This is a genomic window from Mesorhizobium sp. M0139 (assembly GCF_040322455.1).
Lineage (GTDB): Bacteria > Pseudomonadota > Alphaproteobacteria > Rhizobiales > Rhizobiaceae > Mesorhizobium.
Window position 1 is genome coordinate 26,621 of record NZ_JAMYTN010000011.1, and the last position, 26,229, is coordinate 52,849.

Here is a 26,229-nt window from a genome sequence, read left to right on the forward strand (position 1 = left end):
CCGGATGCCTGGAAGCCAACTCCATCAGCTCCGGTAATCGCCATTGATGGCGACATATTCCTTGGTGAGGTCGCAGGTCCACACCGTCGCCTTGCCGCGGCCGATACCGATATCGGCGCGGATGCGAATGTCGTCGCGCTTCATATAGGCCGAGGTCGCTTCCTCGGAGTAGCCCGGGTCGCGTTCGCCCTCATGCGCCAGACGGTTGTCGCCGAACCAGATCGACAGCCGGTCGCGATCGGCCGGCTCGCCGGCCTTGCCGACGGCCATGACGACGCGGCCCCAATTGGCGTCCTCGCCGGCAACCGCCGTCTTGACCAGCGGCGAATTGGCGATGGACAGCGCGATGCGCTTGGCCGAGCGCGCCGATTTGGCGCCGGTAACGGTGACTTCGACCTGCTTGCGGGCGCCCTCGCCGTCGCGCACCACTTGCAGCGCCAGCGATTTGAGCACCTTGCCCAGCGCCCGGCGGAACGCGCCGAGACGCGCATCCTTGGGATCGCTGATGGCGGGCGCGCCGCGCTTGGCAGCGGCTCCGGTGGCGAACAACAGCAGCGTGTCGCTGGTCGAGGTGTCGCTGTCGACGGTGACGGCGTTGAAGGTCTTGGCCGTGCCGCGCGACAACAAGTCCTGCAGCACGGGGGCGGCGATCGGCGCATCGGTGGCGATGAAGGACAGCATAGTCGCCATATCGGGCGCGATCATGCCGGCGCCCTTGGAGATGCCATTGATGATGACGTCGGTGTCGCCGAGCTTGACCGTCGCTGTCGCCACTTTCGGATAGGTGTCGGTGGTCATGATGGCCTTTGCGGCCTCGGTCCACAGATCCGGCTTGCCGTCCTTGACCAGTCCGGCGAGCAAATGGCTGAATTTGGTGGTGTCGAGCGGCTCGCCGATTACCCCGGTAGAAGCGAGGAACACTTCGCCTGGCGTGCAGCCTGCGGCCTTGGCCGCGGCCTCGCCGGTCAGTTGGGTGGAGGCGCGGCCCTTCTTGCCGGTGAAGGCGTTGGCGTTGCCGGAATTGACGACCAGCACCCGCGCCTTGCCGGCGCCAAGGTTCTCGCGGCAGAAGTCGACCGGCGCCGAGGGGCATTTCGACTTCGTGAACACGCCGGCAACCGCTGTGCCGGCATCGAAGACCATGGCCAAGAGGTCGGTACGGTTCTTGTACTTGATCCCGGCCTCTGCGGTGGCGATGCGCACGCCCTCAATGGCAGGCATTTTGGGATATTTCTTCGGCGCGAGCGGCGAAATCGTTGCGGACATTGGAGACCTCGGGCGAGGGAAAAACGCTGGGCGAAGGCCGGTTTGCCCGATAGCACGGCCCGGCGCAAGGGCGTTTTCTTGGCCGCCGCTGTCGGCAAGCCACCAGGGATTAAGCTTGCATTTCAAATCCGTTGGCGTCACCGGGGCCTCTGGCGTTATGATATCGGCCATGGGCAGGCTGGTGATCTTGGCGGTGGCGTTTATGGGGCTTTTGCTCCTGAGCGCCGATGCGCAGCCGGAACGGCGCGTGGCGCTGGTCATCGGCAATGGCACCTATGCCGAAGCCGGCACGCTCACCAATCCGGTCAACGATGCGCTCGATATTGCCGGCAAGCTGCGCTCGATCGGCTTCGAAGTCATCGAGGGCAACGATCTCGGCAAGCGCGAACTCGAGCGCAAGATCGGCGAATTTTCCGATGCGCTGGAAGGTGCGGGCGTCGGGCTTTTCTATTACGCCGGCCACGGCCTGCAGGTGGAAGGGCGCAACTACATCGTGCCGGTCGACGCCCGGCTCGACATGCCGGTCAAGCTGCAGCTCGAAGCCGTGCCGATCGACGAAGTCCTCGACATCATGGAGCAGCAGACCAAGGTCAGCCTGGTCTTTCTCGATGCCTGCCGCAACAATCCCTTTGCCCGCAGCCTGAGCCGCACCGCCACCACGCGCTCGGCAACGGCGCTTGCCGGTCTGGCGCAGTTCGATTCGACGCGCGGCTCCTTCATCGCCTTCTCGACGGCGCCAGGCGCTGTCGCCATGGACGGCACCGGACGCAATTCGCCGTTCGCCGCCGCCCTGCTGCGGCACATGGCCGAGCCCGGCCAGAGCATCAACGACATGATGATCGCGGTGCGCCGCGACGTGGTCTCCGAAACCCGCGAGGGACAGCGCCCATGGGAACAGGGTTCGCTGCTCGAACGGTTTGAGTTTGTGCCCGGCGGCGAAACGGTCGCACAGCCGAAGCCCGCCGTCCCCCCGGCGCCCGAAACAAAGGTTGCGGCACTCGAACGGTCTGTAGGCGACGACAAGACCGCAATCGAGAAATTCCTGCGCGACGACTATCTTGCGCCCGATGCCGCGGCGATCGGCGAGACCGTCAAGCGGCTCTATGCGCCTTCCGCCACCATCTTCGGCACGCGCTATGACAGCGACGCCGTCGTCAAGCTCAAGACGGACTGGTTCGCGCAATTTGCATCCTGGTCGTTCAGTCTCGAGCCCGGCAGCCTCGAGGTGACGCCGCAGGGCGAGAACCGCGCCGAAGCCGTGTTCGCGATGAGCTACGACTATATGTCGAAAGACAAATCGGCGGCGCGCATGACCGGCAAGGCACGAGTCACGCTTGGGCTGGTGAAGAGCGACGGCCAGTGGCGTATCGCCTCGGAAACCTCGCAAGCGATGAACTGAAATCCCCGCGAAGCGAATGTGAGACCTGCTTCTACAAGCGCTGGAAACGGGCCGTTTCGTTTGCCTGCCAGCTCACCTATATTGCCGGCGAGATTGTTGGCGAGGGCAGACATTGTTGGCGAGGACAGACATGGGCGAGGATCCGGCCCGCAGATCGATCGGGGCGCGGCGCAACCCAGACAGCGCCGAGGCCATTCTCGAGGCCGCGGAGGCGGTGCTGGTCGAGGCCGGCTATGCCGGCTTCTCCATAGAGGCCGTGGCGCGGCGGGCGCGCGCCGGCAAACCCACGATCTATCGCTGGTGGCCGAGCAAGGCGGCCCTGCTGCTGGAGGTTTACAAGCGGCAAAAGCGTGTCGACGTCCCCGATACCGGCAGTCTCGAAGACGACCTCGTCGGTTTCCTGAGGAACCTCTTCGCGCATTGGCGCGACACATCCTCGGGCAGCGTATTCCGCTCGCTGATCGCCGAGGCCCAGTCGGACGAAGCGGCGGCCGCGGCCCTGACTGGCTATGCCGATGGGCGCGTGTCCCACATCGCTCGGATCATCGAGCGCGCCAAGGCGCGCGGCGAGGTTGCGGCCGATATCGACGCAGCGCTGGTCGCCGACCTCATCGCTTCCTATGCCTGGAAACACCTTTTGACCAACCGGCTGGACGAAGATGAGGCGACAATCCGTGCCACTGTCCGCTATGTGATGTCCGGCATCTCCCGCAATTGAAAAGGGCGCCGAACGGCGCCCTTTGCATGTTTTTTCGGTGCCGGCCTTACTTGCCGGCTTCCATCGTGTCGACGGCCTTCTTCAGATTGGCGTCGGGGATTTCAACCTTTGCGGCGCCGCGCAGCTGCTTGACCAGTGCGAAATACTTGTCGCGGATCACCGCCTGCTTGGCCTGGTCCTTGACGTCGTCGAAGGCCGGCGGCTGTTTGGTGCGCTTGTCCTCGAGCTTGATGACATGCCAGCCGAATTGCGTTTGCACCGGCTCCTTGGTGTATTTGCCGATTTCGAGCGCAACTGCCGCCTTGTCGAATTCCGGCACCATCTGCCCCGGGCCGAACCAGCCGAGATCACCGCCATTGGTCTTGCCCGAGGGATCGCTGGTATGCTCGTTGGCGAGCTTCTGGAAGTCTGCACCGCCATCGAGCTGCTTGATGATCGCCTCGGCCTCTTCCTTCGTCTTCACGAGGATGTGACGGGCATGAATCTCATTGACCGGCGGCGTGCTGGCGATTTCCTGGTCGTAGCGGGCGCGCACCTCGGCATCGGTAACCTTGTCGACGACGCCCTTCTCGACCATCTCGCCATGCAGCGCGCGCTGCTGCAGGAACGCCATGCGGCGCTGGAATTCGGGATCCTTGTCGAGCCCGGTAGCGACCGCCTGGGCGGCCATGACGCGGATTTCGATGGCTGCCGAAAGGGCGGCGGCGCGGCGCTGCTCGGGTGGCAACTGCGAGAACTGCTGCGACAGCTCGCCCTCGGCAAGCCCAAGGTCCGCCTCGGTCAGCTTCTGGCCATTGACGGTAGCGATAACGGCGTTCGGATCGACGGGGGCTGCCGCCGGCGCTGCTGCGGCATCGGCCGGGGCGGGAGCGGCTTCCTGGGCCATCAGCGGAGACAGCGACAGGGCCGACAGGCCGAAGGCCAGGCCAAGGCTGGCGAGCGACGCACGGCGAAACAGTAAGGACATCAAGATTAACTCCAAGGGGGATTGTAGGGCTTGCAGATCAGCCGGATTGTGGCGGAATTTGGCGCTGCCCATAGGGCTAACGCGGCGTTGACATCAGTTGAGCCCCCTCTTATCTGTCCAACGACTTTGCGTCCAGAACCGTTTTCCGGGCGCTTTTTGTGTTTGTCCGCGTTTCACGCGGAATTGATGGGGCCGGCCGGCGCTCATCTCAAAATTGAGAATTCTATCGAAAGGACCATCGGATGGTCAGTCTCGGCGGTCTCGCCCGTAAGGTTTTCGGTTCCTCCAACGATCGTCGCGTAAAATCGACCCGGCCGCGTGTCGAGGCGATCAACGCCATGGAAAACGAGATGCGGGCGCTGTCCGACGCCGAGCTTCAGGCCCGCACGGAAAAATTCCGCCAGGATATCGCGAACGGCGCTACGCTCGATGACCTGCTGGTGCCGGCCTTCGCCACCGTCCGCGAGGCATCCCGCCGCGTGCTCGGCATGCGCCCTTTCGACGTGCAGCTGATCGGCGGCATGGTGCTGCACAATGGCGGCATCGCCGAAATGCGTACCGGCGAGGGCAAGACCCTGGTCGCCACCCTGCCCGTTTATCTCAACGCGCTTGCCGGCAAGGGCGTCCATGTCGTCACCGTCAACGACTATCTCGCCACCCGCGACTCCGAATGGATGGGCCGCGTCTACAAATTCCTCGGCCTCTCGGTCGGCGTCATCGTCCATGGCCTGTCCGACGAGGAACGCCGCGTCGCCTACGCGTCCGATGTTACCTATGCCACCAACAACGAGCTCGGCTTCGACTATCTGCGCGACAACATGAAGTATGAGCGCGCGCAGATGGTGCAGCGCGGCCACAATTACGCGATCGTCGACGAAGTCGATTCCATCCTGGTCGACGAGGCGCGCACGCCGCTGATCATTTCTGGTCCGCTCGAGGACCGTTCGGAAATGTACAACACCATCGATGCCTTCATGCTGCAGCTCGGCCCGGCCGACTACGAGATCGACGAGAAGCAGAAGACCTCGATCTTCACCGAAGAAGGCACCGAGAAGCTGGAAAACCTGCTGCGCGCGGCCGGCCTGCTCAAGGGCGAGTCGCTCTATGACGTCGAGAACGTCGCCATCGTCCACCACGTCAACAACGCGCTGAAGGCGCACCGGCTGTTCCAGAAGGACAAGGACTACATCGTCCGCAACGACGAGATCGTCATCATCGACGAATTCACCGGCCGCATGATGCCGGGGCGCCGCTATTCGGAAGGCCTGCACCAGGCGCTCGAAGCCAAGGAGCATGTGGCGATCCAGCCGGAAAACCAGACGCTGGCATCCGTCACCTTCCAGAACTATTTCCGCCTCTACAAGAAGCTGTCCGGCATGACCGGCACGGCGCTGACCGAGGCCGAGGAGTTCGGCAACATTTACGGCCTCGAAGTCACCGAGATCCCGACCAATCTGCCGGTCATCCGCAAGGACGAGGACGACGAGGTCTACCGGACGGTCGAGGAGAAGTACAAGGCGATCGTCAAGGAGATCAAGGAAGCGCGCGCCAAGGGCCAGCCGACGCTGGTCGGCACCACCTCCATTGAAAAATCCGAGCAGCTGGCCGAGCGCCTGCGCAAGGAAGGGTTCAAGGATTTCGAGGTGTTGAACGCCCGCCACCACGAGCGCGAGGCCGCCATCGTCGCCCAGGCCGGCAAACCCGGCGCCATCACCATCGCCACCAACATGGCGGGACGCGGCACCGACATCAAGCTCGGCGGCAACGCCGAGATGCGCATCGAGGACGAACTGGGCGACATGCCTGCTGGTCCCGAGCGAGAGGCGCGCGAAAAGGAAATCATTGCCGATGTCGAGCGCCTGAAGGAAAAGGCGCTAGCCGCCGGCGGCCTCTACGTGCTCGCTACCGAGCGCCATGAATCGCGCCGCATCGACAACCAGCTCCGCGGCCGCTCCGGCCGCCAGGGCGACCCCGGCCGTTCGAAATTCTTCCTGTCGCTGCAGGACGATCTGATGCGCATCTTCGGCTCCGAGCGCATGGACGGCATGCTGCAGAAGCTTGGCCTCAAGGAAGACGAGGCCATCATCCATCCGTGGATCAACAAGGCGCTGGAAAAGGCGCAGAAGAAGGTCGAAGCGCGCAACTTCGACATCCGCAAGAACCTGTTGAAATACGACGACGTCTCGAACGACCAGCGCAAGGTGGTGTTCGAGCAGCGCATCGAATTGATGGACGGCGAAGGCCTGTCCGAGACGATCGCCGAGATGCGCGAAGGCGTCATCGAGGAGATCGTCACCAAGAACATCCCCGAAAACGCCTATGCCGAGCAGTGGAACGTCGCCGGCCTCAAGGCCGAGGTCGCCGAATTCCTCAATCTCGACCTGCCGGTCGAGGACTGGGTCAAGGAAGAAGGCATTGCCGAGGACGACATCCGCGAGCGCCTGACCAAGGCCGCCGACGCCGCCGCCAAGGAGCGCGCCGAGCGCTTCGGCCCAGACGTGATGAGCTATGTCGAACGCTCGGTGGTGCTGCAGACGCTCGATCATCTGTGGCGCGAGCACATCGTCAACCTCGACCATCTGCGTTCGGTCGTCGGCTTCCGCGGCTACGCCCAGCGCGATCCGCTGCAGGAATACAAGAGCGAGGCGTTCGAGCTGTTCCAGGCGCTGCTCGGCAATCTGCGCCAGGCCGTCACCGCGCAATTGATGCGCGTCGAACTGGTCCGCCAGGCCGCCGAAGCACCGCCGCCCGAAGCGCCTGAAATGTTCGGCAGCCACATTGACGGCACCACGGGCGAGGACGATTTCGAGGGCGGCGAGACCGCACTTCTGGTCCGCCAGGAGAGCAACGCCATCGTCGCTCCCGAAGACCGCGATCCGAACAACCAGGCGACCTGGGGCAAGATCGGCCGCAACGAAGCCTGCCCCTGCGGCTCCGGCAAGAAATACAAGCACTGCCACGGCGCGTTTGCCTGATTTCGAAGGCTAGGTCGGCGGGACAGCACCCCCCTCTGGCCTGCCGGCCATCTCCCCCTCAAGGGGGGAGATCAGCAGCTTCGGCGCCGTAACTTCTTTCAATTTCGACAATTGGCGAAAGCCACAGTGACAGCCAATCTCCCCCCTTCAGGGGGAGATGTCCGGCAGGACAGAGGGGGGTGCGAAGGATCGCGACCTCTCGGTCCAACCCTCGTCAAAACCTCACAACAACCCCGAATCGCGCGCGGTCGCTGTCGCCTCGCCGCGCGACACCGCATCCAGCTTGCCCAGCACCGCCGAGACATGGTGATCGACCGTCTTTGGCGAAATCGTCAATTGCTCGGCGATCCGCTTGTTGGAGAGGCCGCGTTCGATCAGCTGCAGCACCTGCATCTGGCGCAAGGTGAGGCCGGCGAGGTTGGCGCGCGTCGAGCGGCGCGGGCCGCGGGCGATGCCGCCAACGCCGTTCTTGCGCATGATATCGCGCAGGCGCTGGGCTGCCGGCCTTGCCCCCAGGCCGTCGAAAATATCCAATGCCAGCCGCTGCCCCTCGTCGTCGCCGAGGATGAGCGCCAGTCCGCGCTCGTATGGCGCATTCAATTCGGACCAGAGTGCCGAAGCCGAACGCCAGTCGCCGGTCAGGAGCAGCCGGTATGGTGTCGCCATCTCGGCGGTGTCGCCGGCCGGCATATCGGGAGAGAGCAATGTTCGCCACAGAGCCAGCTCACCGACATGGGCACGCGAGCGCACCGGCGTTTCGGCGCGGGTGATCAGCGCCAGCGCCTCTTGCCTGTCGGCCAGGCCCAGCCATGCCTGCTCCGCCATCAGCGCCGCGTAAGAGCTCAGCATCTGCAGGTCGCCGCCGCTTCCGACCAGACGCGCCATTTCGGCGAACAGCGGCTCGGCCGAGGGATCGCCGCGCCTCAGGCGCAGTTTCGCCAGTGCCAGCAGCGCCGGAAACCGGCCCACGGTGGTTGTCCGCTCATTGTCGATGACATCGCTTGCCGTCGCGGCGGCCTCATCCCATTGGCCCTGACGCAGCTGCACATCGGCCAGCATGCCCCTGAGATAGTCGCGCCAGGTGCCGAGGTCGTTCTCGGTGCAATAGTGGATGCCGCTCTCGAGCACCGGACGTGCCGCGTCGTAGCTCATCTGGGTGATCTCGAAACAGGCGCGGTTGGTGAAGGCGCGCGCGGCATGCTCCTGGAAATTGCCCTGGAGCGCAATTTCAAGGCTTTGGTCGAGGCGCAGGCGTCCCGCATCCGGATTGAGCCACTGCTCGACGCAGCCGACATTGTTGAGGGCATGCGAGGCGATGTCGGGACGGTTCATGCGCGCAGCCAGCGCCGCTGCCTTCTCGCCATAGAACAGCGTGTCTTCCACCCTCTCCGACAGCATCGCCAGATGTGAGAGGTTCGAATAGGCCATGGCGAGTTCGGGACCGGCGGGAGCCGCTTCCAGCATCGCCACAGCCTCGGCGCCGAAGGCGGCCGCCGCCTCGCGGTCATCGCCCATTTCGCTCAGCCGGGAGAGCCATCTCAGGCTGTCGCCCTCCTTCAGCCTGTTGCCGTCTGCCTGATGCAACCGGCGCGCCTGTCCCTGCGCTGCAAGCGCATCATCGATCTTGCCGATGAGATGGCACTCGAAGGCATGACTTTCGTAGAGCGCGGCGCGCTCGATCACCGGCAGGCTGTCGGCCTGCTGCAAGGCGATCTCGTAATAGCCGGCGGCATCGCGATGGGCGCCGACGCGCGACGCCTCGCGCGCGGCGATTGGCGCAAGTTCGCGCACCGCCGCCAGATTGTGCGCCTCGACCGCATGATGCACCAGGCGGCCTGTGGAGACGTCGCCATTTTCGAGCAGTGCCGCCAGCGCACGCTGGTTGAACTGCCGCCTGTGCGACGTCGTCAGCATCATTTCGATGGCGCGTCGCGCGATGTCGTGGCGGAAGGCGTAGCCGTCGCCCAGATCGTCAAGCAGGCCGTTGGCGACACACTCGGCCAACTGGCCGGCGCTGGCGACGCCGCACAGGCCTTGCAAGGCCCAGGCGTCGGCGCGGCGCGGAAACACCGACACCGCGTCGAGCATGGCCCGGGCGCCAACCGACAGCCGCTCGGCCCGCGCCAGCACCGCGTCGCGCACGCTTGCCGGCAGCGCCATTTCGTTTTCGGCGCACAACAATTCGGTGACGAAGAAGGCATTGCCTGCGGTCGCCCGGTAGATGGCGTCGCCATCGCGGCCGGCCGCATCGGCGAGCGACAGCACGGCCGCCTCGCTGAGCAGCGGCACGTCGATGCGCGCCACGCTGCCGGCCGGGATTTCGCCCAGGGCGCGGCGCACCCGCATCTGTCCTTCGCTGCGGTCGGTGCGGGCCGTCAGCAACAGCAGGATGTGGGTGTTGACGATACGCCGGCCGAGGAAGCGCACGAAATCGAGCGTGGCATCATCGGCCCAGTGCAGGTCTTCGATCACCAGCAGGCTCGGTCCCTTGGCCGCAAAGGCGTCGAGCGCATCGGAAAACAGCGGCAGTCTCTGCCCATGCCGGGCGTCGATTGCGCGCGGCAGCGCCCATTGCGCCTCACGGGCCAGATCGTAAAGCGGCCCCAGCGGATCGGGGATCGACAGATCCTCGCAAGCGCTGCGCAACATTGCCGCGCTCTGCCCGACACGGGCCGCGAACGCCTCGACAATCGCCGTCTTGCCGGCGCCGGCCTCCCCCGCCAGCACCGCGACTCGGCCATGGCCGCCTATTGCATCGCCAAGCAGTGTCTCGAGCTGCTGCAGCTGCGTCTGCCGTTCCAGAAGCATCATTGTCATCGTCTCACAGGATCGGAGTTTTCCCACCATGGCGGGCCGCTCACGATTAGCCCGTGAAGAAAGCGACGCAATGTGACTTTGCACACATTGCCGTGCCTCTTTCCACAAAGAACGACGCCAATATAGGGAATCGTCCCGTCCAATATGGGGAATCGTTCCGATGCGCGGGCCGGGCCGGCGTGGTCAACGTCCAGCCGCGCTCCGATCGAGCGTGAACCAATGGAAAAGGAAGTCTTCCATGCCTCGCTATCTGATTGAACGCACATTTCCGGACGGCCTCAACATTCCGATGACCGACATCGGCGCCACTGCGGTCGGCGGGGTCGTCATGCGCAATGCCGAAAAGGGCGTCACCTGGATCCAGTCCTTCGTCACGCCCGACAAGAAGCACAGCTTCTGCATCTACGACGCGCCGACGCCCGAAGCTATCCGCAGCACCGCTCAGAAAAACTCGCTGCCGGTCGACAAGATCACGGAGGTGCGGGTTCTTGACCCTTACTTTTACCTCTGATCCTGCGTTCGGTCGCCACGATGATGAGCATCAAACTGTCCTTCGCGGCCGTGGCGAACTGCCTGATGGCCTGCCGCTCGGTGGAATCGGGCCTGTCCTGGGAAAGACCGGCCGGCCAACCTCCGTGCTCGGCCGTCTATGGCGGTTCGCGTCGAAGCTGCCTGCGTATCTGTCTGAAAGGCGGCGCTTGCCCCCGGAAGGCGGCTATCTGAGGCGCGACATCGGGCTATCGGAGCGGGACGTCCCGCAGGAATATTGGCAATATTACTTTTGGGATCGTTGATTTTGCACGGTTTTTAATGGCTGCGGCCAAAGCCCGGCAACGGAAGCCGCATCGCATGAACCGGGACGGACAAACCAAATCCTAAACCAACGCCGCAGCGTTTCGGGCAGCCTGATCGGCCGCCGTCGCCTCGAGCGTCAACAAACGGACGGAAGACCATGACCATAACTCTTTGGACGACACGCTTCGCGGCTTTCGCCGCCATCTCGATCGCGGCGGGTGCGGCCGCCCAGGCGCACGACGCCAACCCGTTGGCCGAAAAGGTGCGCGCAGCCAACAGCCGCTTCGAGAATGTGGCAGCCGCCACCGCCGAAGGCTATGCCCCCATCCCTTGCGCCAGCGGCATCACCGGCGGCGCCATGGGCATCCACTATGTCAACGGCGCCTATCTCAAGGACGATGCCGTCGATGTCGCCAAGCCCGAGGCGGTGATGTACGAGCCGATGGCCGACGGCGGCCTGAAGCTGATAGCGGTCGAATACATCACCTCGAAGGGCCCGGCCTCGCTCGAAGGCCAGCTGTTCAACTTCAACAGCGCCCCCAATCGCTACGGCCTCGGCCCGTTCTACGAACTGCACGTCTGGGCATGGAAACAGAACCCGACGGGCGCCTTTGCCGACATGAACCCGAACGTGTCGTGCGACGCCATGAAGGGGATGTAACGCCTCACATGTGACACCTCGGGCACCGGACATGCGGTGCCTGGCCATCCCCCTTGGCGGGGGAGGGGCGAGCGAAACGCCGACCGGCTCCCCAGTCTTCCCCGGCGTTCGCTCGCCTTTTATTATGCCCCGGCATACGATGACGCACCTTGCACACGCGGCCGTCCTTGGCCCCTCGGCGCACCCGCACCTGCCCACCCTTTCTTAAGGTGTTTCGGATACATCGAAAGCTTGGAAACAGGCGGAAAACGGAGAGACATCGGGGTGCGCTTTTCCGCGGCGACGACGGCCGGGCGGTTCTTGCCGCAGCGCTTGGCGTTGCGCATGGGGCCGCTGCTTGGCCGGATCGATGCGGTGCTGTTCACCGCCGACGAGCGCGGCGAAGCCGGGCGCATGTCGCTGATTGCCTTTGCCATCCGCATCGTCAGCGCCGTCATCGCCTTCATCAGCCAGGTGCTGATGGCGCGCTGGATGGGCTCGTTCGAATACGGAATCTTCGTCCTCGTCTGGGTGACGATGGTCATCGTCGGCAACCTCGCCTGCCTCGGCTTCCACACTTCGGTGATCCGCTTCATCCCCGAATACCGCGAACGCAACATGCTCGCCGAACTGCGCGGCATCGTGGTCGCCAGCCGCCTGTTCGTGCTGATTGCCTCGACCGCTATCGCCGGGCTTGGCGCACTGGGCGTCTGGCTGTGCGCGAACTGGATCGAGAGCTACTATGTAATGCCCTTCATCCTCGGCCTGTTCTGCCTGCCGATGATCGCCATGGGCGATCTGCTGCAAGGCCAGTCACGCGCCAATTCCTGGGCGTTGTTTGCGTTGTCGCCGACCTATCTGGTGCGGCCGGTGCTGATCCTGGCGCTGATGGCGCTGATGCTGGCAATGGGCTATGCGCCCGACGCCAGGACAGCGATCTTCGCCTCGATCGCCGCCACCTACGCCACCACGCTCGGCCAGCTCATCGGCGTGACCACGCGCATGGGCAGGAATATCCCGTCCGGGCCGATGAAGGTGCATTTCGCCGAGTGGTTCATCGTCTCGCTGCCGATCTTCCTGGTCGAAAGCTTCTTCTTCCTGCTCACCAACGCCGACGTGCTGATGGTCGGCGCCTATCTCCAGCCCAATGACGTCGCCGTCTATTTCGCCACCGTCAAAACGCTGGCGCTGGTGCATTTCGTCTATTTCTCCGTCAAGGCCGGCGTTGCCCAGCGTTATGCGCAGTTCACCCATGGCGAACCGGAAAAGCTCGCCGCCTTCGCCCGCGAGACCGTGTCGTGGACGTTCTGGCCGTCGCTGTTGATGGCGCTGCTGGTGCTGGCGCTCGGCGAACCGATGCTGGTTCTGTTCGGCCCGGAATTCACCGCCGGCTATCCGCTGTTGTTCCTGCTGGTGTTCGGCGTCGTGGCGCGCGCCGCCGTCGGCCCGTGCGAAAGCCTTCTGACGATGAGCGGCAACCAGAACATCTGCGCCGCCGTCTATGCCATGACGCTGGCCTTCAACATCGGTCTCAACGTGGTGCTGATCCCGTTCTTCGGCCTGTGGGGGGCGGCGATCGCCACCAGCCTCGCCATGGTCTTCGAGGCCAGCGCCCTGTCCTTCACCGTCTGGCGCAAGCTCGGCATCGTCATGCTGATCTTCGTGCCCGCCGCCAAGGGAGATGCCTGATGGCCGCCATCCCGCTGATCGAGGAAACCAGCGGCGGTCCGGCCGGCGCCATGGTGTCCGGCCTTGCCGGCCTGGCGCGCGACGCCGATCCGGCGCATCTCGAGATCCTCGCCAGCAACCGGCCGCTGCGCAAGCTGGCGATCTATCCGGCTTCGGCCGGCTTCGAGCTGGTCGAGGAACTCGACTTTCTGTGCACCCGCACGATCGAGCCCAACGTCTTCTTCAACCCGCGCTTTCTTGCGCCGGCCATGCCCCGGCTGGAAGATCGCGAGGTCAAGCTGGCGGTGATCCGCGACGGCGACGAATACCGCAACCGGCTGCGCCTGCTGGTGCCGTTCTCGGTCGAAAGGCCGGCCGTGCCGCTCGGCGTTCCGGTGATGCGCACCTGGTCGAGCCCGTTCGGCCCGATCGGCACACCGCTGGTCGACCACGACGACCCGATCGGCGTCGTCGAGGATTTCTTCGGCATGCTGTCGCGGCCGCATCTCAAGCTGCCGAAGGTCTTCGTGCTGCCCGACATGCGCCTCGACGGCCCATTGGCCAGCGTGCTGGCCACCGTTGCCGAGACGCGCGGCCTGACGATGGTCACCACCGGCAAGGCGGACCGGCCGGTGCTCGAAAGTACGCTCGACGGCGAGGCGTATCTGAAGGCATCGCTGCGCGCGCACCACTACCGCGAATTCCGCCGCCTAAAGCGGCGCCTGGGGGATCTCGGCAGGCTGGAACATGTCGTGGCGCGGGGACCGGACGAAATCCGCCACGCCATCGAAAGTTTTTTGACGCTGGAAGCCGCCGGCTGGAAGGGCCGCGAGCGCACCGCCATGGCCATCGACCGCTACCGCGCCGCCTTTGCCCGCGAAGCCGTGCACCGGCTGGCCGAGCACGACATGTGCCGCATCCATTCGCTGACGCTGGACGGCCGCACGATCGCCTGCCTGGTCGTCTTCGTCGAGGCCGGCGTCGCCTACACCTGGAAGACCGCCTATGACGAGACGCTGGCGACCTATTCGCCGGGCACGCTGTTGATGATCAAGGTGACCAGGCAGCATCTCGACGACCCCAACATTATGATGACCGATTCCTGCGCCGTGCCCGACCATCCGGTGATGAGCCGGCTGTGGAGCGAGCGCAAGCCGATGGGCTCGCTGGTGATCGGGCTGACGCCGGATGCCGACCGCCTCGCCCGCCAGGCCGCCTCGCAGCTGCATCTCTACCGCGAAACCCGCAACATGGCCCGCCTGCTGCGCAATCGCGTGAAGAGTTTGCTGGGACGGCGATAGAGCCGATGGCCTGCGCGTTGTTATAGTGGCGGAGCGCGACCGGGCTTCTTGATCTGAGACTTTGTAGTAATCGCGGCAGCTGGCGGTTCCGGTTTTTGGACCGGCGGGAGGGGGGCTGGAATTGGGGGGCTATCGGGCGCCTTGGGAGCGCTGGTGCCGACTTTGACCAACATGGCAGAAATCTTCCACTGCCGGTCGATAGGAGCGAAAACAAGTTCGAAGTTTAGCTGCATCGCGGCAGAGGGAAAAAACCCTGCCATATGCAGCATGCCGTTGGATTCGATTTGCGGCATCAACGTCAATTGCGGCTCGAGCACGGCTACACCGCTGAGATCAAGCCCTTCGTTGCGCTGCTTCGCGAAAATCTCACCCAGCCGAGCAGGGTTGTTGGCTTGAAAGTCCGGGGCGCCAAGCTCACGCAGCACGGAATAATTTCCGGTCCTGTTTGCATGGTCGAGTGCCAGCAATGTGGACCTGACCAAGATCAGGACGCCATTGTGGTCGATGTCCGCCGGTTTTGGGGCGTCGGACACCTTGGACGCCGAACGACCATCCTTCTTAGCCTGTGCGTGGGCGGGAAGCACTTGCAGGCAGCAGACGGCCATGACCAAGGCCAGCCACGTCAATCGGCGCATTTTTCACACCCTCCGGCCAAGGCCGCCGGCTCTTGCTCCATCCTCGGCGCTTGCAGGCAGGCGCTAAAACTCGCCGGCTAGACCGAGGCGGAAACCATGGCTGGTTCCACCGCCATAGGCATAACCCGCGGTGAACGCGAAAGGTTCATCGAAGTCGAGGCGATGAGCGAGCGAGCCACCGAACGCCGTTTCACCCTTGAAATAACCGACATTGCCGGCCCAGCTCGTGCGGCCCGGAACGGACGGCATTGGGGCAGTTGTCATTGCTATTGCCGCTGCGATGCCCTGACGGGCCTCGGTGCGATTCTCGGAAATCTCCGTCCCTAGTTCAGAGAAGCCGCTCTCCAGCGCGCCGACTCGTCCGTCGAGCGATGCGATATCGCTGGTGTTTGTCGTCACACGCGTATCGAGCGACGCGAGCATGGTGTCGTGTCCGGCAAGCCGGCCGTCTTGCTCCGTATCCTTCGCTTCCGTCTGCGTGATCCGCGTCTCGTGATTGGCGAGGGTGGTGTCCTGCTGGACGTTTTTGGTCTCGACGCCGGTGAGCCGAGTATCTTGCTGCGTGTTCTTGGCTTCGACATCGTCTAGTCGGCCATCCTGCTCAATGTTCTTTGCTGAAGCGTCGCCGACGACGCCGTCAACATAATCCTTGTTGGCCGCATCCGTTCCTGCCGTCGGGGTGCCGACGTTCGTTACGATGTTGCCACCCATATCAACCGCTCCACCGAAGGTCGCCGCACCCGTCGCCGCGTCGAAATTAATTTGGCTGCCGTTGGGGCCAATAGTGATACCCGGTGCGGGCACAAAATAATCGTCGGAGTCCGAACAATCGTCGTTTATTGTGGTGCCGATCACGCCGGCAAAGCTGCAGATCGTGTTCTCTGGATCTCCCGCGTCACCACCGAAGACGACCTGTGCCGAAGCTGGCGCTACCGAAGAAAGCATGAGAATGAGAAAAAACACTGACAGCGAGGCCACTACGCAGCCAAATCGGCTCTCGTGAGAAGCTTTGCAAGTTGAGTCCATCACGCCCTCCACCACCATTTCCCTGCGTAAAGGTGATCGGCGGCCCAAGGTTGAGTCAATCGTCAATAGCGGTTTTCCTCCCGAATCCAGGCCCAGCTCGGCGACATGGCGTTCTCGATGTTGCTCCTGAGCAACAACTTATGCGGTCATTAGCAGGCAGTGTGTCAACCTGTGTGCAAGGTGGACGAGGAGATCCGAGGACGTTCGCAACGTGAGGTAATGATGGAAGCCATGCAATATTGCGAGCGAAATTGAGCGCTTCGGCGGCAGTCCGGACGTGGGCAATCTCAGTGCAGACGGCAGACAGCTTTGACTGTCCGGCCGCTTCGATGGCGGCGCTGTAGCGCGGTCAAGGCATCCGACGCGCCAAAGCAGGCTGATATTGACCGAAACGGATTTTGATCTTGGTTGCTATCGAGCCGCTTGTGCTCGCGATACAGGTCACCAATGACTGCGCCAACCGCGCGGGGAGCCTGAGAAAAGCCCCTGGATCAACGGCAAGACACCAGCTATGGGTCGGCGCGGCAATTTCGGCCGGCCTTCACGACAAGCCATCCTGATGATCAGAACCTTTTTGCGTCACGCCGGTCCCCGTGCGGCCTTTTTGCTGCTTGCGCTGCTGCCTGTCCGCGCCTGGGCCGATAGCTGTCCCGAGGATTGCAGCGAGCCCGCGCCGTCCATCAACATCTACAGCCACACCGCCGCCAGCCATCTCGGCCCGGCCACGCTGGGTGCACTGCCGCGCGTCTATGTGCCGAACCGCTCCTCCAACAGCGTCACGGTGATCGACACCATGACACTCAAGGAAGTCGACAGGTTCCCGGTCGGCAGCAAACCGCAGCACGTCGTGCCGTCCTGGGACCTGAAGACGCTCTGGGTCGCCAACAATGGCACCGGCAAGAACGGCAGCCTGACGCCGATCGACCCGATGACCGGCAAGCCCGGCCCGCAGATCGCCGTGGACGATCCCTACAATTTGTATTTCATGCCGGGCGCGGCCATCGTCGTCGACGAAGCCCTGGAGCGGCTCGATTTCCGCGATCCTCACACCATGGCGCTAATGTCGAGCCTGCCGACGCCCACTTGCCCCGGCATCAACCACGCCGAATTCTCGGTCGACGGGGCCTACGCGATCTTCACCTGCGAATACGGCAATGGCGGATTGGCAAAGATCGACCTGAAGAACCAGAAGGTGCTTGGCCATCTCGACTTCTCGAAAATGGGCATGCCGCAGGACATCCGCCTCTCGCCCGACGGCAAGGTTTTTTACGTCGCCGACATGATGAATGACGGCGTGTTCCTCGTCGATGGCGACAGTTTCAAGGAGATCGGCTTCATCCCGACCGGCATCGGCGCCCATGGCTTCGTCGTCAGCCGCGACGGCAAGCGGCTCTATGTCTCGAACCGGGGCTCGCACAAGATGGAGCAGGGCCAGGCAAAGGGACCGGGCAGCGTGACGGTGATCGACTTCGCCACCCGCGCGGTCGTCACGCAATGGCCGATCCCCGGCGGCGGCAGCCCCGACATGGGCAATGTCAGCGCCGACGGCAAACAACTATGGCTGTCCGGCCGCTTCGACAGTGCCGCCTACATGATCGACACGACATCGGGCGCGGTGACCAAGTTTCGGGTTGGCTCAGAGCCGCACGGCCTGACGGTGTGGCCGCAACCGGGACGGTATTCCCAAGGCCATACGGGGAATATGCGCTAAGTCCGTGTTCGAGGCGCGGCTCGAACGCAAAAGGTCGCAAGGGCAACCGCCCATCGGCCGGGACCCGGAACGAGCAGGGGCTTTCCTTGGAAACCGCGAAGCTGTAGCTCCACACACTGGTTTCGGATACTGCCAGAAGATGAACCTTCGCCGCATCGTCCTCATCGTCGCGCTTCTCAATCTTGCCTATTTCGGGATCGAGTTCGCTGTGGCGCTCGCCATTGGATCAGTGTCCCTGTTCGCCGACAGCATCGACTTTCTTGAAGATGCTTCCGTGAACCTCCTTATCCTGCTCGCACTTGGGTGGTCTGTGCGCTCCCGTGCGCGGGTGGGGATGGCATTGGCGCTCATCCTTCTCATGCCGGGTCTGGCAACGCTCTGGACGGCTTGGGAGAAGTTCAACGTGCCGGTGCCGCCGCAGCCCATCGCCTTGACCTTGGCGGGACTTGGCGCCCTCGCCGTCAACCTGTCCTGTGCCTACATGCTGGCCGCGCACCGGCATCGTGGCGGCAGCCTCACAAAGGCGGCCTTCCTGTCGGCCCGCAACGACGCCTTGGCCAACATCGCCATTATTGCCGCAGGGTTCGTCACGGCCTTGCTCTGGCATTCCGCGTGGCCCGATTTGGCGGTGGGATTGGGGATCGCGGTCATGAACGCCGACGCGGCCCGCGAAGTGTGGGAAGCTGCCCGTGAAGAACACCGTGCGGCGGCCTGAGAGCACGTAGAGCGGGGCTACCGGCCGCCGCTGATTGGCGCTATCGCTGTCATTCGCAGCAGCCGCCGCTGGGTCTTTGTCGAGGCACTGTTCGAACCCGGAGGGTTCGCAAGGGCGACCGCCCGTCGGCCGGTCAGGCCGCCCCATCGGAGCCCGTGAGCGAAGCGAACTGGCGTGAGATAAAAAATGGTGCCCCTAGCCGGAATCGAACCAGCACTCCTTGCGGAACTCGATTTTGAGTCGAGCGCGTCTACCAATTCCGCCATAGGGGCTCAGGCCCAAAGGCCTGGATGGGCGCGGACTATACGGTTGGAGGCCTGTTCGTCAACTGGCCAAATGCGCCGCCGTGCCCTGCTTGCGGCAAAAGCCCGCCTTTCTGTTTCATGAAGCTCCTGCCATTGTGCGGCGCGGGAAATCTTTCTAGACAGACGCGCATCAAAGCGCGTTGCGTGTGGCAACCTGCATCCAGGAGAGCCGATGCTTCGCGGACTTTACGACTGGACCTTGTCGCTGGCGGCCCGCAAATCCGCCGAATGGTGGCTGGCCTTCATCGCTTTCGTCGAAAGCTCGGTGTTTTTCATACCTGCCGACGTCTTGTACCTGCCCATGGCGTTGGCGCGGCCCGAACGCGCCTATCGGTACGCGCTGACCGCCACCGTTGCGTCCGTGCTGGGCGGCATTGCCGGCTGGCTGATCGGTTACTATGCCTACGACACGATAGCACGGCCGATGCTGGAGCACTTTGGCGGCCTTGACGCGTTCGAGAGGTGGCAGTCGGCCGGCACCGGGCTGATGCTGGTGCTGCTCGTCACATCGGGTGCCGCCCACCTGCCGCCGATCAAGGTGGTCACCATTCTGGCAGGCGCCCTCCACGTCAATCTTTTCGTCTTCATCGTCTCCGCCATCCTGGCGCGTGGCGCTCGTTTCCTGCTTCTTGCCTGGCTGCTGCGCCGCTATGGCGAAGAGATCAAGGAATTCATCGAGAAGCGTTTGGGATTGATCGTCGGCGCCGGCGCCGCCGCCCTGATTTTGCTCTATATCGTCGTCAAATACGCCTTCTGACCGCCCAAGGCGGGCGGTGGGTCAGGACTATGCCGGCGGACGGCGAATTCAACGGACGAAACATGACAGCCACGATGACAGCCGATACCGGACGCCAGCGGACGCGCACCGCTTTGTTTCTCGCCGTCGCCATGGCCGCCACGGTCGGCTCCGCGCTCGCCTTCCAGCACATAGGCGGCTACATCCCCTGCCATCTGTGCCTGGAGCAGCGCACGCCCTATTATATCGGCGCCCCGCTGATGCTGCTGGCGGTGATCGCCTCGATGTTCAGCGCACCCGCATGGCTGACGCGCGGCCTGCTTGCCGTCGGCGGCCTGCTGATGCTCTACGGGCTCTATCTCGGCGTCTATCATTCGGGCGTCGAATGGGCCTGGTGGCAGGGCCCGGCCGATTGCACGGCCGGCGCCGGCCCGGTCGACACCGGCGGCAAGGGCGTGCTCGACGCGCTCGACAAATTCGTGCCGCCATCCTGCGACAAGGCAGCCCTTCGTATCCTCGGCCTGTCGCTGGCCGGCTGGAACGCCATAGCCAGCTTCATCCTCGCCGCCGTCGCCTTCCGCGGCGCGCTGGCGCGCGACTGATCTAGCGACGCGAGAAACAGAACTCGCACCGCCCATTCTGCGGCTGGGCTTGAACGGTTGCGCCGCCCCTCATTGCCCTGCCGGGCATTTCTCCCCGTATAGCGACTGGGAGAAAGACACTTTCATCCATGCTTTCGCCAATTTTCAACGTTGCAGAACGAGCGCCGAGGTTGCAGCCAATTCCCTTTTCCCCGTCACTATAGGGGGAGAAGGTGGCGGCAGCCGGATGAGGGGCAGCACCTGACATCGGCGATTGCCCTGGCAAGGCCGATCGCGCCAATCCCTACGGCTCCAACTCCACATCCCAGTAGAGATAATCCATCCAGCTTTCATGCAGATGGTTGGGCGGGAACAGCCGGCCATTGTTGTGCAGGTCGTGCACGGTCGGCTGGTATGGCTTCTGCAGCGGCCACATCTTGGCGTGCGCCGGCATCATGCCGCCCTTCCTCAGATTGCAGGGTGAACAGGCGGCCACGACATTCTCCCACGTCGTGGCCCCGCCGCGATGGCGCGGGATGACGTGGTCGAAGGTCAGATCCTCGGGCGTGCCGCAATACTGGCACTGGAAGCGGTCGCGCAGGAACACGTTGAAGCGGGTGAATGCCGGGTGCCTCGACGGCTTCACATAGGCCTTCAGGCTGACGACGCTGGGCAGCTTCATCGAAAAGGTCGGCGAAGACACCGCATGCTCGTATTCGGCGACGATGTTGACCCGGTCGAGGAACACCGCCTTGATGGCGTCCTGCCAGGACCAGAGCGACAAGGGGTAATAGCTGAGCGGACGGTAATCCGCATTCAGCACCAGCGCAGGAAGCCCATCCGGAGATACGGCAACCGTCACCTTGTTGACCTCCTCGTTCTAGAACCGATCGGCGCGGATACTGTAAGCCCGACATGACAGGGATGTGAAGCGGATTGTCATCAGCCAAAAGCGGCAAAAATGCAGGATTTTCATGCTTTTTTACGGTTTCAGGCCGGAGGTGCTGCGTCCCGGCCCCTGGTTTCGCGATAATAGGACCAGAAAAGCCGCGATGCGACGCCTCGCCACGGGCTCCATGATTCGGCCAGGGCGATCAGCGTTTTCTCCGGCGGACGCGGCTCTATGCCGAGCGCGTGGCCAACCGCGCTCTGCAGCGCGACGTCGCGCGCGGGGAAAATATCGGGGTGGCCGGCGGCAAACAGGAGATAGACTTCCGCCGTCCACGGGCCGATGCCCGGCACCGCGATCATAGCCGCGATCGCCTCTTCGGCGTCGAGCGAACAGAGGTGATGCAGGTCGAGCCCCTCAACCACGGCCTGCGCAACCGCGATCAGACCGCGCTGCTTCGGCCGCGACAGCCCGGCCTCGCGAAACATGTCCTCGCCGGCGGCAAGGATCGCCTGCGGCGTCAGCGGATCGACCAGTTTCACCAGCCGGCCGAAAATCGCATCGGCGCTCGCACGGGATACTTGTTGCGAAACGATAATGGAGGCCAGGCTTCGAAAGCCGGGCTCCGACAGCCGCAGCGGCACCTCTCCGGCCATGCCGCGCACCTTTTCCAGGCGCGGATCGATTGCGCAAAGCGCATCCAGCCCGCGCGCAATATCGTCCAGTGTCGCGATGCGTTGCATGTTTCTTGTTCCTGAACCGACCGCACGGTAGCAATTGGCAAAACCGCTGCACAACCCGATTGCCGCTTGTGAGATGATGCTCCTGACATTCCGCTTCGCGCCGAGCCCGAATGGCGAACTGCATCTCGGCCATGCCTATTCGGCACTGCTCAACCAGCAACTGGCGCGTGCGGCCGGCGGCCGCCTGCTGCTGCGCATCGAGGACATCGACACGATCCGCTGCACGCCTGAATTCGAGGCCGGCATCTTTCGCGACCTCGAATGGTTAGGTCTCGAATGGGAACAGCCGGTGCGGCGCCAGGCCGAGCATTTCACCGACTATCAGGCCGTGCTCGACCGGCTGGTCCGCGAAGAACTCGTCTACCCTGCCTTCATGAGCCGTGGCGAGATCAGGGCCTTCATCGCCAACAGCGAAAAGCGCGGCCGCGACTGGCCGCGCGACCCGGACGGCGTGCCGCTTTATCCCGGCGCCGACAAGGCGCTGCCGATCAGCGAACGCAACCGCCGCATCGCCGAAAATGCGCCCTTCGCCTGGCGCCTCGACGTTAAGGCGGCGCTGGCGCGCGTCGGCACGGATTTGTCCTGGCGCGAATTCACCAACGAGACGCTTTCGGCGACGCAGCGCGTCGAGGCGCGTCCGCAGGACTGGGGCGACGTCATTCTGGCGCGCCGCGACATCCCGACCAGCTATCACCTGGCCGTCGTCGTCGACGACGCTCTGCAAGGTGTGAGCCATGTCGTGCGTGGCCGCGACCTCTATTCCGCGACCGGCATCCAGCGCCTGCTGCAGGAATTGCTTGGCCTCGGCCAGCCGCAGTATTTCCACCACCGTCTCATACTCGGTCCGGATGGGCGCAAACTGTCGAAGAGTTTTGCTGATACCGGCCTTGCCGCGCTGAGGCAGGCAGGCATGTCGCCGGACGATGTCAGGCGGCTGGTCGGGCTATGACTAAAGCCGGGCCAGCCCCGCCTTGAGCAGCGCCAACGCGCCGATAAACGCGAAGGCGCCGCCCAGTCCCCAGGCAACCGCCAGCTTCAGATCTCTCAGGACGATGCCATGTTCGTTCGCGGCCATGACCGCGGCGAAAAAGCCGAGCGTGAACAGCAATGTGTTGCCGGTCGACCCAAAACCGTCCTCCTGCATGATGGCGTCGAGCGCTGAGCCGAAGAAGAAGCCGAACACGGCCACACTGGCCACCGTCATCAACAGCCAGCTTGTATCGAGATGCAACAGCATGCGCGCTCCCTGTCGAAGCCAAAACGCCATGTCGCCGGATCGATCGACAGAAGTCGATTGCCCTGACGCCGCCCTTTGGATTCGGCCACCTCCTACATCAGGATGAGCTTATGTACCAATTGTTTCGCTTTGCTTGCCGGATTGAACCGCATTAGAGCAATTGCCGTATTTGTCTCTTCACCCAATCGGACCTCTCCACCGGAAACGGCTTCCCCGAAAATGCACAGTCTCAAGCGGTTCATCCCCGCCTCGTTTGTCGTCCTGTGGGCGACAGGTTTCATCGGCGCGCGCTACGCCATGCCCTGGGCGGAGCCCTTCACCTTTCTGGCGGCCCGCTTTGTCATCGCCGCCTTGCTGCTCGCCGGCCTGATGCTCGTGCTTGGCTCGAAGCGAGCCACAAGGGCAGAAGCGCTTCACGCCACGGTCGCCGGCATCCTCATGCATGGCATTTATCTCGGCGCGGTGTTCTGGGCGATCCACAGGGGCATGCCCGCCGGGCTTTCGGCGCTGATCGTCGGCCTGCAGCCACTGATCACCGCCGTGCTTGCCGGCCGATTCCTCGGCGAGGCCATCCTGCCGCGCCACTGGGCCGGCCTTGCCGTCGGCCTTGTGGGAGTGATCATCGTGCTGTGGCCGAAGCTCGGCGCTCTCGGCGGCGGCGTTACGCCCGAAACCCTGACGGCGTCGCTGGTCTCGGTGCTGGGCATGAGCGCCGGGACCATCTGGCAGAAGCGCTATGCCTCGGGTGGCGACCTGGTGGCGGCGACGATGTGGCAATATATCGGCGGCGGCTCGCTGATGATCCTGGCCTCGCTGGCCCTTGAGACCCACACGGTGATCATCAACGGCGAACTGATCTTCGCCATGGCCTGGCTGGTCCTGGTGCTGTCGATCGGCGCCATCTTCTTGCTGATGGTGATGATCCGCGACGGCGAGATGTCGAAGGTCGCGTCGCTGTTCTACCTGGTGCCGGCCGTCACCGCTGTCATCGCCTGGGCGCTGTTCGGCGAACAGCTCAGCCTCGTGCAGATCGTCGGCATGGCAATCGCGACGCTCGGCGTCGGGCTGGCCACGGCTCGGCCAGCCAAAACCTAGCTGCCGACACGTGCGCGCGCTTCGAGAAAGCGGCTGATCGCCGCGTTGAGTTCGCCGCCGAGGATGAAGATCGCCGACAGCATATAGAGGAAAACCACGGCGATCATGATCGAGGCAAGCCCCGCATAGGTCGTCACATAGGACGAGAAGTGATCGAGATAGGTCGCGAACATGGTCGAGCCGACAAGCCACGCAGCCAGAGTGAAGATGATGCCAGGCACCAGCGAGACAAAGCGGCGCTTGCCCGCCGGCAGCCAGTAGTGGACGGCAAACAAGCCACCAATGATGACGGTTGAGGCGATGACGTAGCGCCACAGCGTGATCGTGCCCGTATAGGGTTTGATCCACTCGAAATGAGCTTCCGCCAGCCGCGCCAGCAAAGGCGCAAAGACCAGGAGCACGCTGATCGCCAGGAAACCGGCCGTCGCGATCAGCACGAAGAAAATGCTCTGCACCCGGCGGTAGATGATGCCGCGCGTTTCGGCGACGCGGTAGGCGCGGTTGAGCGAGGTGCGCAGCGCCTCGATGCCGTTGGAGGCGAAATAGGCCGCCAGAAGCACGCCGTAGGTCAAAAGATCGGTGCGCCGCACGGTCAGCACGTTGAGCACCTCGCGCGCGATAGGCTTGGCGATCTGTTCGGGCCAGGTGTCGAAGACCAGGTGCACGGCAGTATCGGCGAACGCCTGCGCACCGAGGAAGCTCGCCAGCGTGGTGGCGAAGATCAGGAACGGGAACAGCGCCATGAGCGAAGTGATCGCCAGATGGCTGGCCATGGCCCAGCCGTCATCGGTGTTGAAATGGCCAAGCGCGTCATAGAGCACGCGGCGCAGCACGACGATATTCCGCATCAAGAGCCGCGTTCCCTTCGATTGTCTCGACGCCGCGAATATGGGAAGGGATTGTGGCAAATGGCAACCCTTGCTCAAACCACGATGCCGCCTGCCAAAGAGTTGCGCACCATCATCGTCACCGGCGCCTCGTCCGGGATAGGCGCCCACTGCGCCCGTGCGCTGAAGGCGGATGGCTGGCGCGTGTTTGCAACGGCGCGCAAGCCGGATGACATAGCCGCACTTGAAGCCGACGGCATCGAGGCCTTTTATCTCGACTACCGTGAGCCGGATTCCATCGCAGCACTTGCGGCATCGGTGCTGGAGCGGACAGGCGGACGCCTCGACGCCCTGTTCAACAACGGCGCCCATGCACAGCCCGGCGCCGTGGAAGACCTGCCGGTTGCGGCATTGCGCGAGCAGTTCGAGGCCAATTTCTTCGGCTGGCACGACCTCACCCGACGCATCGTACCGGTAATGCGTCGCCAGGGACATGGCCGCCTCGTTCATTGTTCCTCGATCCTTGGGCTAGCGCCGGTGCCTTTTCGCGGCGCCTACTCAGCCTCCAAGCACGCGCTCGAAGGCCTGATGCTGTGCATGCAGCAGGAACTCAGGGGCAGCGGCATCCATGTCTCGCTGATCGAACCGGGGCCGGTGACCTCGAAAATCGCCAGCAACGGGCTGTTCTGGTTCCTGAAAAACATCGACCACGAGAATTCCGTCCACCACGTCGCCTATGCCGCGCAGCTGGCGCGGCTTCGGGCCGGCGGCAGCTCATCACGGCTGAAAAAGGGGCCGGAGGTGGTCTATGCGGCCTTGCGCCATGCACTTCTGTCGCGGCGCCCGCGCCCGCACTATGTGGTAACAGTGCCGGCCAGGATTGGCGTGATGCTCAAGCGCATCCTGCCGGCATCGATGCTCTACCGCGTTCTGGCCGGACGCGCCTGATCGCAACAGAACTGGGAACAGATCATGGCAACCGTCATCAAAGTCCTCCTCGTCCTCATCATGGTCGCCGTGGTGATCGTGCTTGTCCGCGGCCTCATCAACATGATGCGCGGCGGCTCCGGTGTGAGCTCGAACAAGCTGATGCAGGCACGCGTGCTGCTGCAGGCGCTGGCGTTGGCACTGATCCTGCTGGTGGTGTATTTCACCCGCAAGTGACGGCCGTTCGGGAGGCGAC

Annotated in this window: 24 protein-coding genes and 1 tRNA gene; 15 read left to right on the plus strand and 10 right to left on the minus strand. The window is 63.8% G+C overall.

Features of this window, described 5'->3' with window-relative positions:
* Positions 1-24 precede the first annotated feature (24 nt).
* Entirely contained in the window at positions 25-1,266 is a 1,242-nt protein-coding gene (gene argJ / locus NKJ58_RS19480; protein ID WP_023672988.1) for a bifunctional glutamate N-acetyltransferase/amino-acid acetyltransferase ArgJ, read from the minus strand.
* Positions 1,267-1,435: 169 nt separating this feature from the next.
* Here argJ and NKJ58_RS19485 point away from each other — a divergent pair, with 169 nt between their 5' ends.
* The gene (locus tag NKJ58_RS19485) at positions 1,436-2,665 is read left to right on the plus strand and encodes a caspase family protein (protein ID WP_023731046.1); all 1,230 of its coding nucleotides are present in this window, start codon (positions 1,436-1,438) and stop codon (positions 2,663-2,665) included.
* Between the two features lie 130 nt (positions 2,666-2,795).
* Positions 2,796-3,383, plus strand: a complete 588-nt coding sequence (locus NKJ58_RS19490; protein ID WP_352463222.1) for a TetR/AcrR family transcriptional regulator — start codon at positions 2,796-2,798, stop codon at positions 3,381-3,383.
* Positions 3,384-3,429: 46 nt separating this feature from the next.
* Here the strand turns inward: NKJ58_RS19490 and NKJ58_RS19495 are convergent, their stop codons facing one another.
* A complete protein-coding gene (locus NKJ58_RS19495; RefSeq protein WP_023686683.1) occupies positions 3,430-4,350 on the minus strand; it encodes a peptidylprolyl isomerase in 921 nt (306 codons plus the stop codon).
* A 242-nt stretch (positions 4,351-4,592) separates the two neighbouring features.
* On the opposite strand from NKJ58_RS19495, the gene secA reads away from it, so the two are divergent.
* Positions 4,593-7,325 (plus strand): preprotein translocase subunit SecA, encoded by a 2,733-nt coding sequence (gene secA, locus NKJ58_RS19500; protein ID WP_023672992.1) that lies wholly within the window; start codon positions 4,593-4,595, stop codon positions 7,323-7,325.
* A gap of 222 nt (positions 7,326-7,547) precedes the next feature.
* Here secA and NKJ58_RS19505 read toward each other — a convergent pair whose 3' ends face one another.
* Complete coding sequence (locus tag NKJ58_RS19505) at positions 7,548-10,136, minus strand: helix-turn-helix transcriptional regulator (RefSeq protein ID WP_352463214.1); 2,589 nt, start codon at positions 10,134-10,136, stop codon at positions 7,548-7,550.
* Between the two features lie 244 nt (positions 10,137-10,380).
* Here NKJ58_RS19505 and NKJ58_RS19510 point away from each other — a divergent pair, with 244 nt between their 5' ends.
* The 4 genes from NKJ58_RS19510 (at position 10,381) to NKJ58_RS19525 (ending at position 14,546) form a co-directional block, all read left to right on the plus strand.
* Positions 10,381-10,653, plus strand: a complete 273-nt coding sequence (locus NKJ58_RS19510) for a DUF4242 domain-containing protein (protein WP_023685308.1) — start codon at positions 10,381-10,383, stop codon at positions 10,651-10,653.
* 441 nt (positions 10,654-11,094) lie between these two features.
* The gene (locus NKJ58_RS19515) at positions 11,095-11,598 is read left to right on the plus strand and encodes a hypothetical protein (RefSeq protein ID WP_023815701.1); all 504 of its coding nucleotides are present in this window, start codon (positions 11,095-11,097) and stop codon (positions 11,596-11,598) included.
* Between the two features lie 264 nt (positions 11,599-11,862).
* Positions 11,863-13,266: a lipopolysaccharide biosynthesis protein gene (locus tag NKJ58_RS19520; RefSeq protein ID WP_023818495.1), complete on the plus strand. Its 1,404-nt coding sequence runs from the start codon at positions 11,863-11,865 to the stop codon at positions 13,264-13,266.
* Entirely contained in the window at positions 13,266-14,546 is a 1,281-nt protein-coding gene (locus tag NKJ58_RS19525) for a GNAT family N-acetyltransferase (protein ID WP_023731050.1), read from the plus strand. The genes NKJ58_RS19520 and NKJ58_RS19525 overlap by 1 nt, the downstream gene beginning before the upstream one ends.
* A 20-nt stretch (positions 14,547-14,566) precedes the next feature.
* Here the strand turns inward: NKJ58_RS19525 and NKJ58_RS19530 are convergent, their stop codons facing one another.
* Together NKJ58_RS19530 and NKJ58_RS19535 are read right to left on the minus strand one after the other, a co-directional pair.
* Complete coding sequence (locus tag NKJ58_RS19530) at positions 14,567-15,181, minus strand: hypothetical protein (protein WP_050589749.1); 615 nt, start codon at positions 15,179-15,181, stop codon at positions 14,567-14,569.
* A 63-nt stretch (positions 15,182-15,244) separates the two neighbouring features.
* Positions 15,245-16,273: a hypothetical protein gene (locus NKJ58_RS19535; RefSeq protein ID WP_352518495.1), complete on the minus strand. Its 1,029-nt coding sequence runs from the start codon at positions 16,271-16,273 to the stop codon at positions 15,245-15,247.
* A 493-nt stretch (positions 16,274-16,766) separates the two neighbouring features.
* On the opposite strand from NKJ58_RS19535, the gene NKJ58_RS19540 reads away from it, so the two are divergent.
* Entirely contained in the window at positions 16,767-17,918 is a 1,152-nt protein-coding gene (locus NKJ58_RS19540; protein ID WP_023686687.1) for a YncE family protein, read from the plus strand.
* Positions 17,919-18,057: 139 nt separating this feature from the next.
* Entirely contained in the window at positions 18,058-18,633 is a 576-nt protein-coding gene (locus NKJ58_RS19545; protein WP_023704303.1) for a cation efflux transmembrane domain-containing protein, read from the plus strand.
* Positions 18,634-18,820: 187 nt separating this feature from the next.
* Here the strand turns inward: NKJ58_RS19545 and NKJ58_RS19550 are convergent.
* A tRNA-Leu gene (locus tag NKJ58_RS19550) sits at positions 18,821-18,905 on the minus strand.
* Positions 18,906-19,110: 205 nt separating this feature from the next.
* Here NKJ58_RS19550 and NKJ58_RS19555 point away from each other — a divergent pair.
* Positions 19,111-19,695, plus strand: a complete 585-nt coding sequence (locus tag NKJ58_RS19555) for a YqaA family protein (protein ID WP_023673756.1) — start codon at positions 19,111-19,113, stop codon at positions 19,693-19,695.
* 62 nt (positions 19,696-19,757) lie between these two features.
* On the plus strand, positions 19,758-20,276 hold the full coding sequence (locus tag NKJ58_RS19560) for a disulfide bond formation protein B (protein ID WP_023686688.1): 519 nt from the start codon (positions 19,758-19,760) through the stop codon (positions 20,274-20,276).
* A gap of 283 nt (positions 20,277-20,559) precedes the next feature.
* On the opposite strand, the gene NKJ58_RS19565 is transcribed toward NKJ58_RS19560, so the two are convergent.
* Together NKJ58_RS19565 and NKJ58_RS19570 are read right to left on the minus strand one after the other, a co-directional pair.
* On the minus strand, positions 20,560-21,117 hold the full coding sequence (locus NKJ58_RS19565; RefSeq protein WP_008874122.1) for an HNH endonuclease: 558 nt from the start codon (positions 21,115-21,117) through the stop codon (positions 20,560-20,562).
* 128 nt (positions 21,118-21,245) lie between these two features.
* The gene (locus tag NKJ58_RS19570; RefSeq protein ID WP_023685318.1) at positions 21,246-21,887 is read right to left on the minus strand and encodes a DNA-3-methyladenine glycosylase family protein; all 642 of its coding nucleotides are present in this window, start codon (positions 21,885-21,887) and stop codon (positions 21,246-21,248) included.
* Between the two features lie 73 nt (positions 21,888-21,960).
* On the opposite strand from NKJ58_RS19570, the gene gluQRS reads away from it, so the two are divergent.
* A complete protein-coding gene (gene gluQRS / locus NKJ58_RS19575) occupies positions 21,961-22,836 on the plus strand; it encodes a tRNA glutamyl-Q(34) synthetase GluQRS (RefSeq protein WP_352518496.1) in 876 nt (291 codons plus the stop codon).
* On the opposite strand, the gene NKJ58_RS19580 is transcribed toward gluQRS, so the two are convergent.
* Positions 22,837-23,124, minus strand: coding sequence for a hypothetical protein (locus NKJ58_RS19580; protein WP_023671677.1), 288 nt, complete (start codon positions 23,122-23,124; stop codon positions 22,837-22,839). It abuts the gene before it with no gap.
* 219 nt (positions 23,125-23,343) lie between these two features.
* Here NKJ58_RS19580 and NKJ58_RS19585 point away from each other — a divergent pair, with 219 nt between their 5' ends.
* A complete protein-coding gene (locus NKJ58_RS19585) occupies positions 23,344-24,219 on the plus strand; it encodes a DMT family transporter (RefSeq protein ID WP_352518497.1) in 876 nt (291 codons plus the stop codon).
* Here the strand turns inward: NKJ58_RS19585 and NKJ58_RS19590 are convergent.
* Positions 24,216-25,067, minus strand: a complete 852-nt coding sequence (locus tag NKJ58_RS19590) for a YihY/virulence factor BrkB family protein (RefSeq protein ID WP_023671675.1) — start codon at positions 25,065-25,067, stop codon at positions 24,216-24,218. The two genes, NKJ58_RS19585 and NKJ58_RS19590, sit on opposite strands and share 4 nt — an antisense overlap.
* A gap of 60 nt (positions 25,068-25,127) precedes the next feature.
* Here NKJ58_RS19590 and NKJ58_RS19595 point away from each other — a divergent pair, with 60 nt between their 5' ends.
* Both NKJ58_RS19595 and NKJ58_RS19600 read left to right on the plus strand, forming a co-directional pair.
* Positions 25,128-25,994 carry an SDR family oxidoreductase gene (locus NKJ58_RS19595; RefSeq protein ID WP_081732471.1) on the plus strand — a complete coding sequence of 289 codons (867 nt, stop codon included), beginning with the start codon at positions 25,128-25,130 and terminating at the stop codon, positions 25,992-25,994.
* Between the two features lie 24 nt (positions 25,995-26,018).
* Positions 26,019-26,210 carry a twin transmembrane helix small protein gene (locus tag NKJ58_RS19600; protein WP_023818493.1) on the plus strand — a complete coding sequence of 64 codons (192 nt, stop codon included), beginning with the start codon at positions 26,019-26,021 and terminating at the stop codon, positions 26,208-26,210.
* Positions 26,211-26,229: the final 19 nt, after the last annotated feature.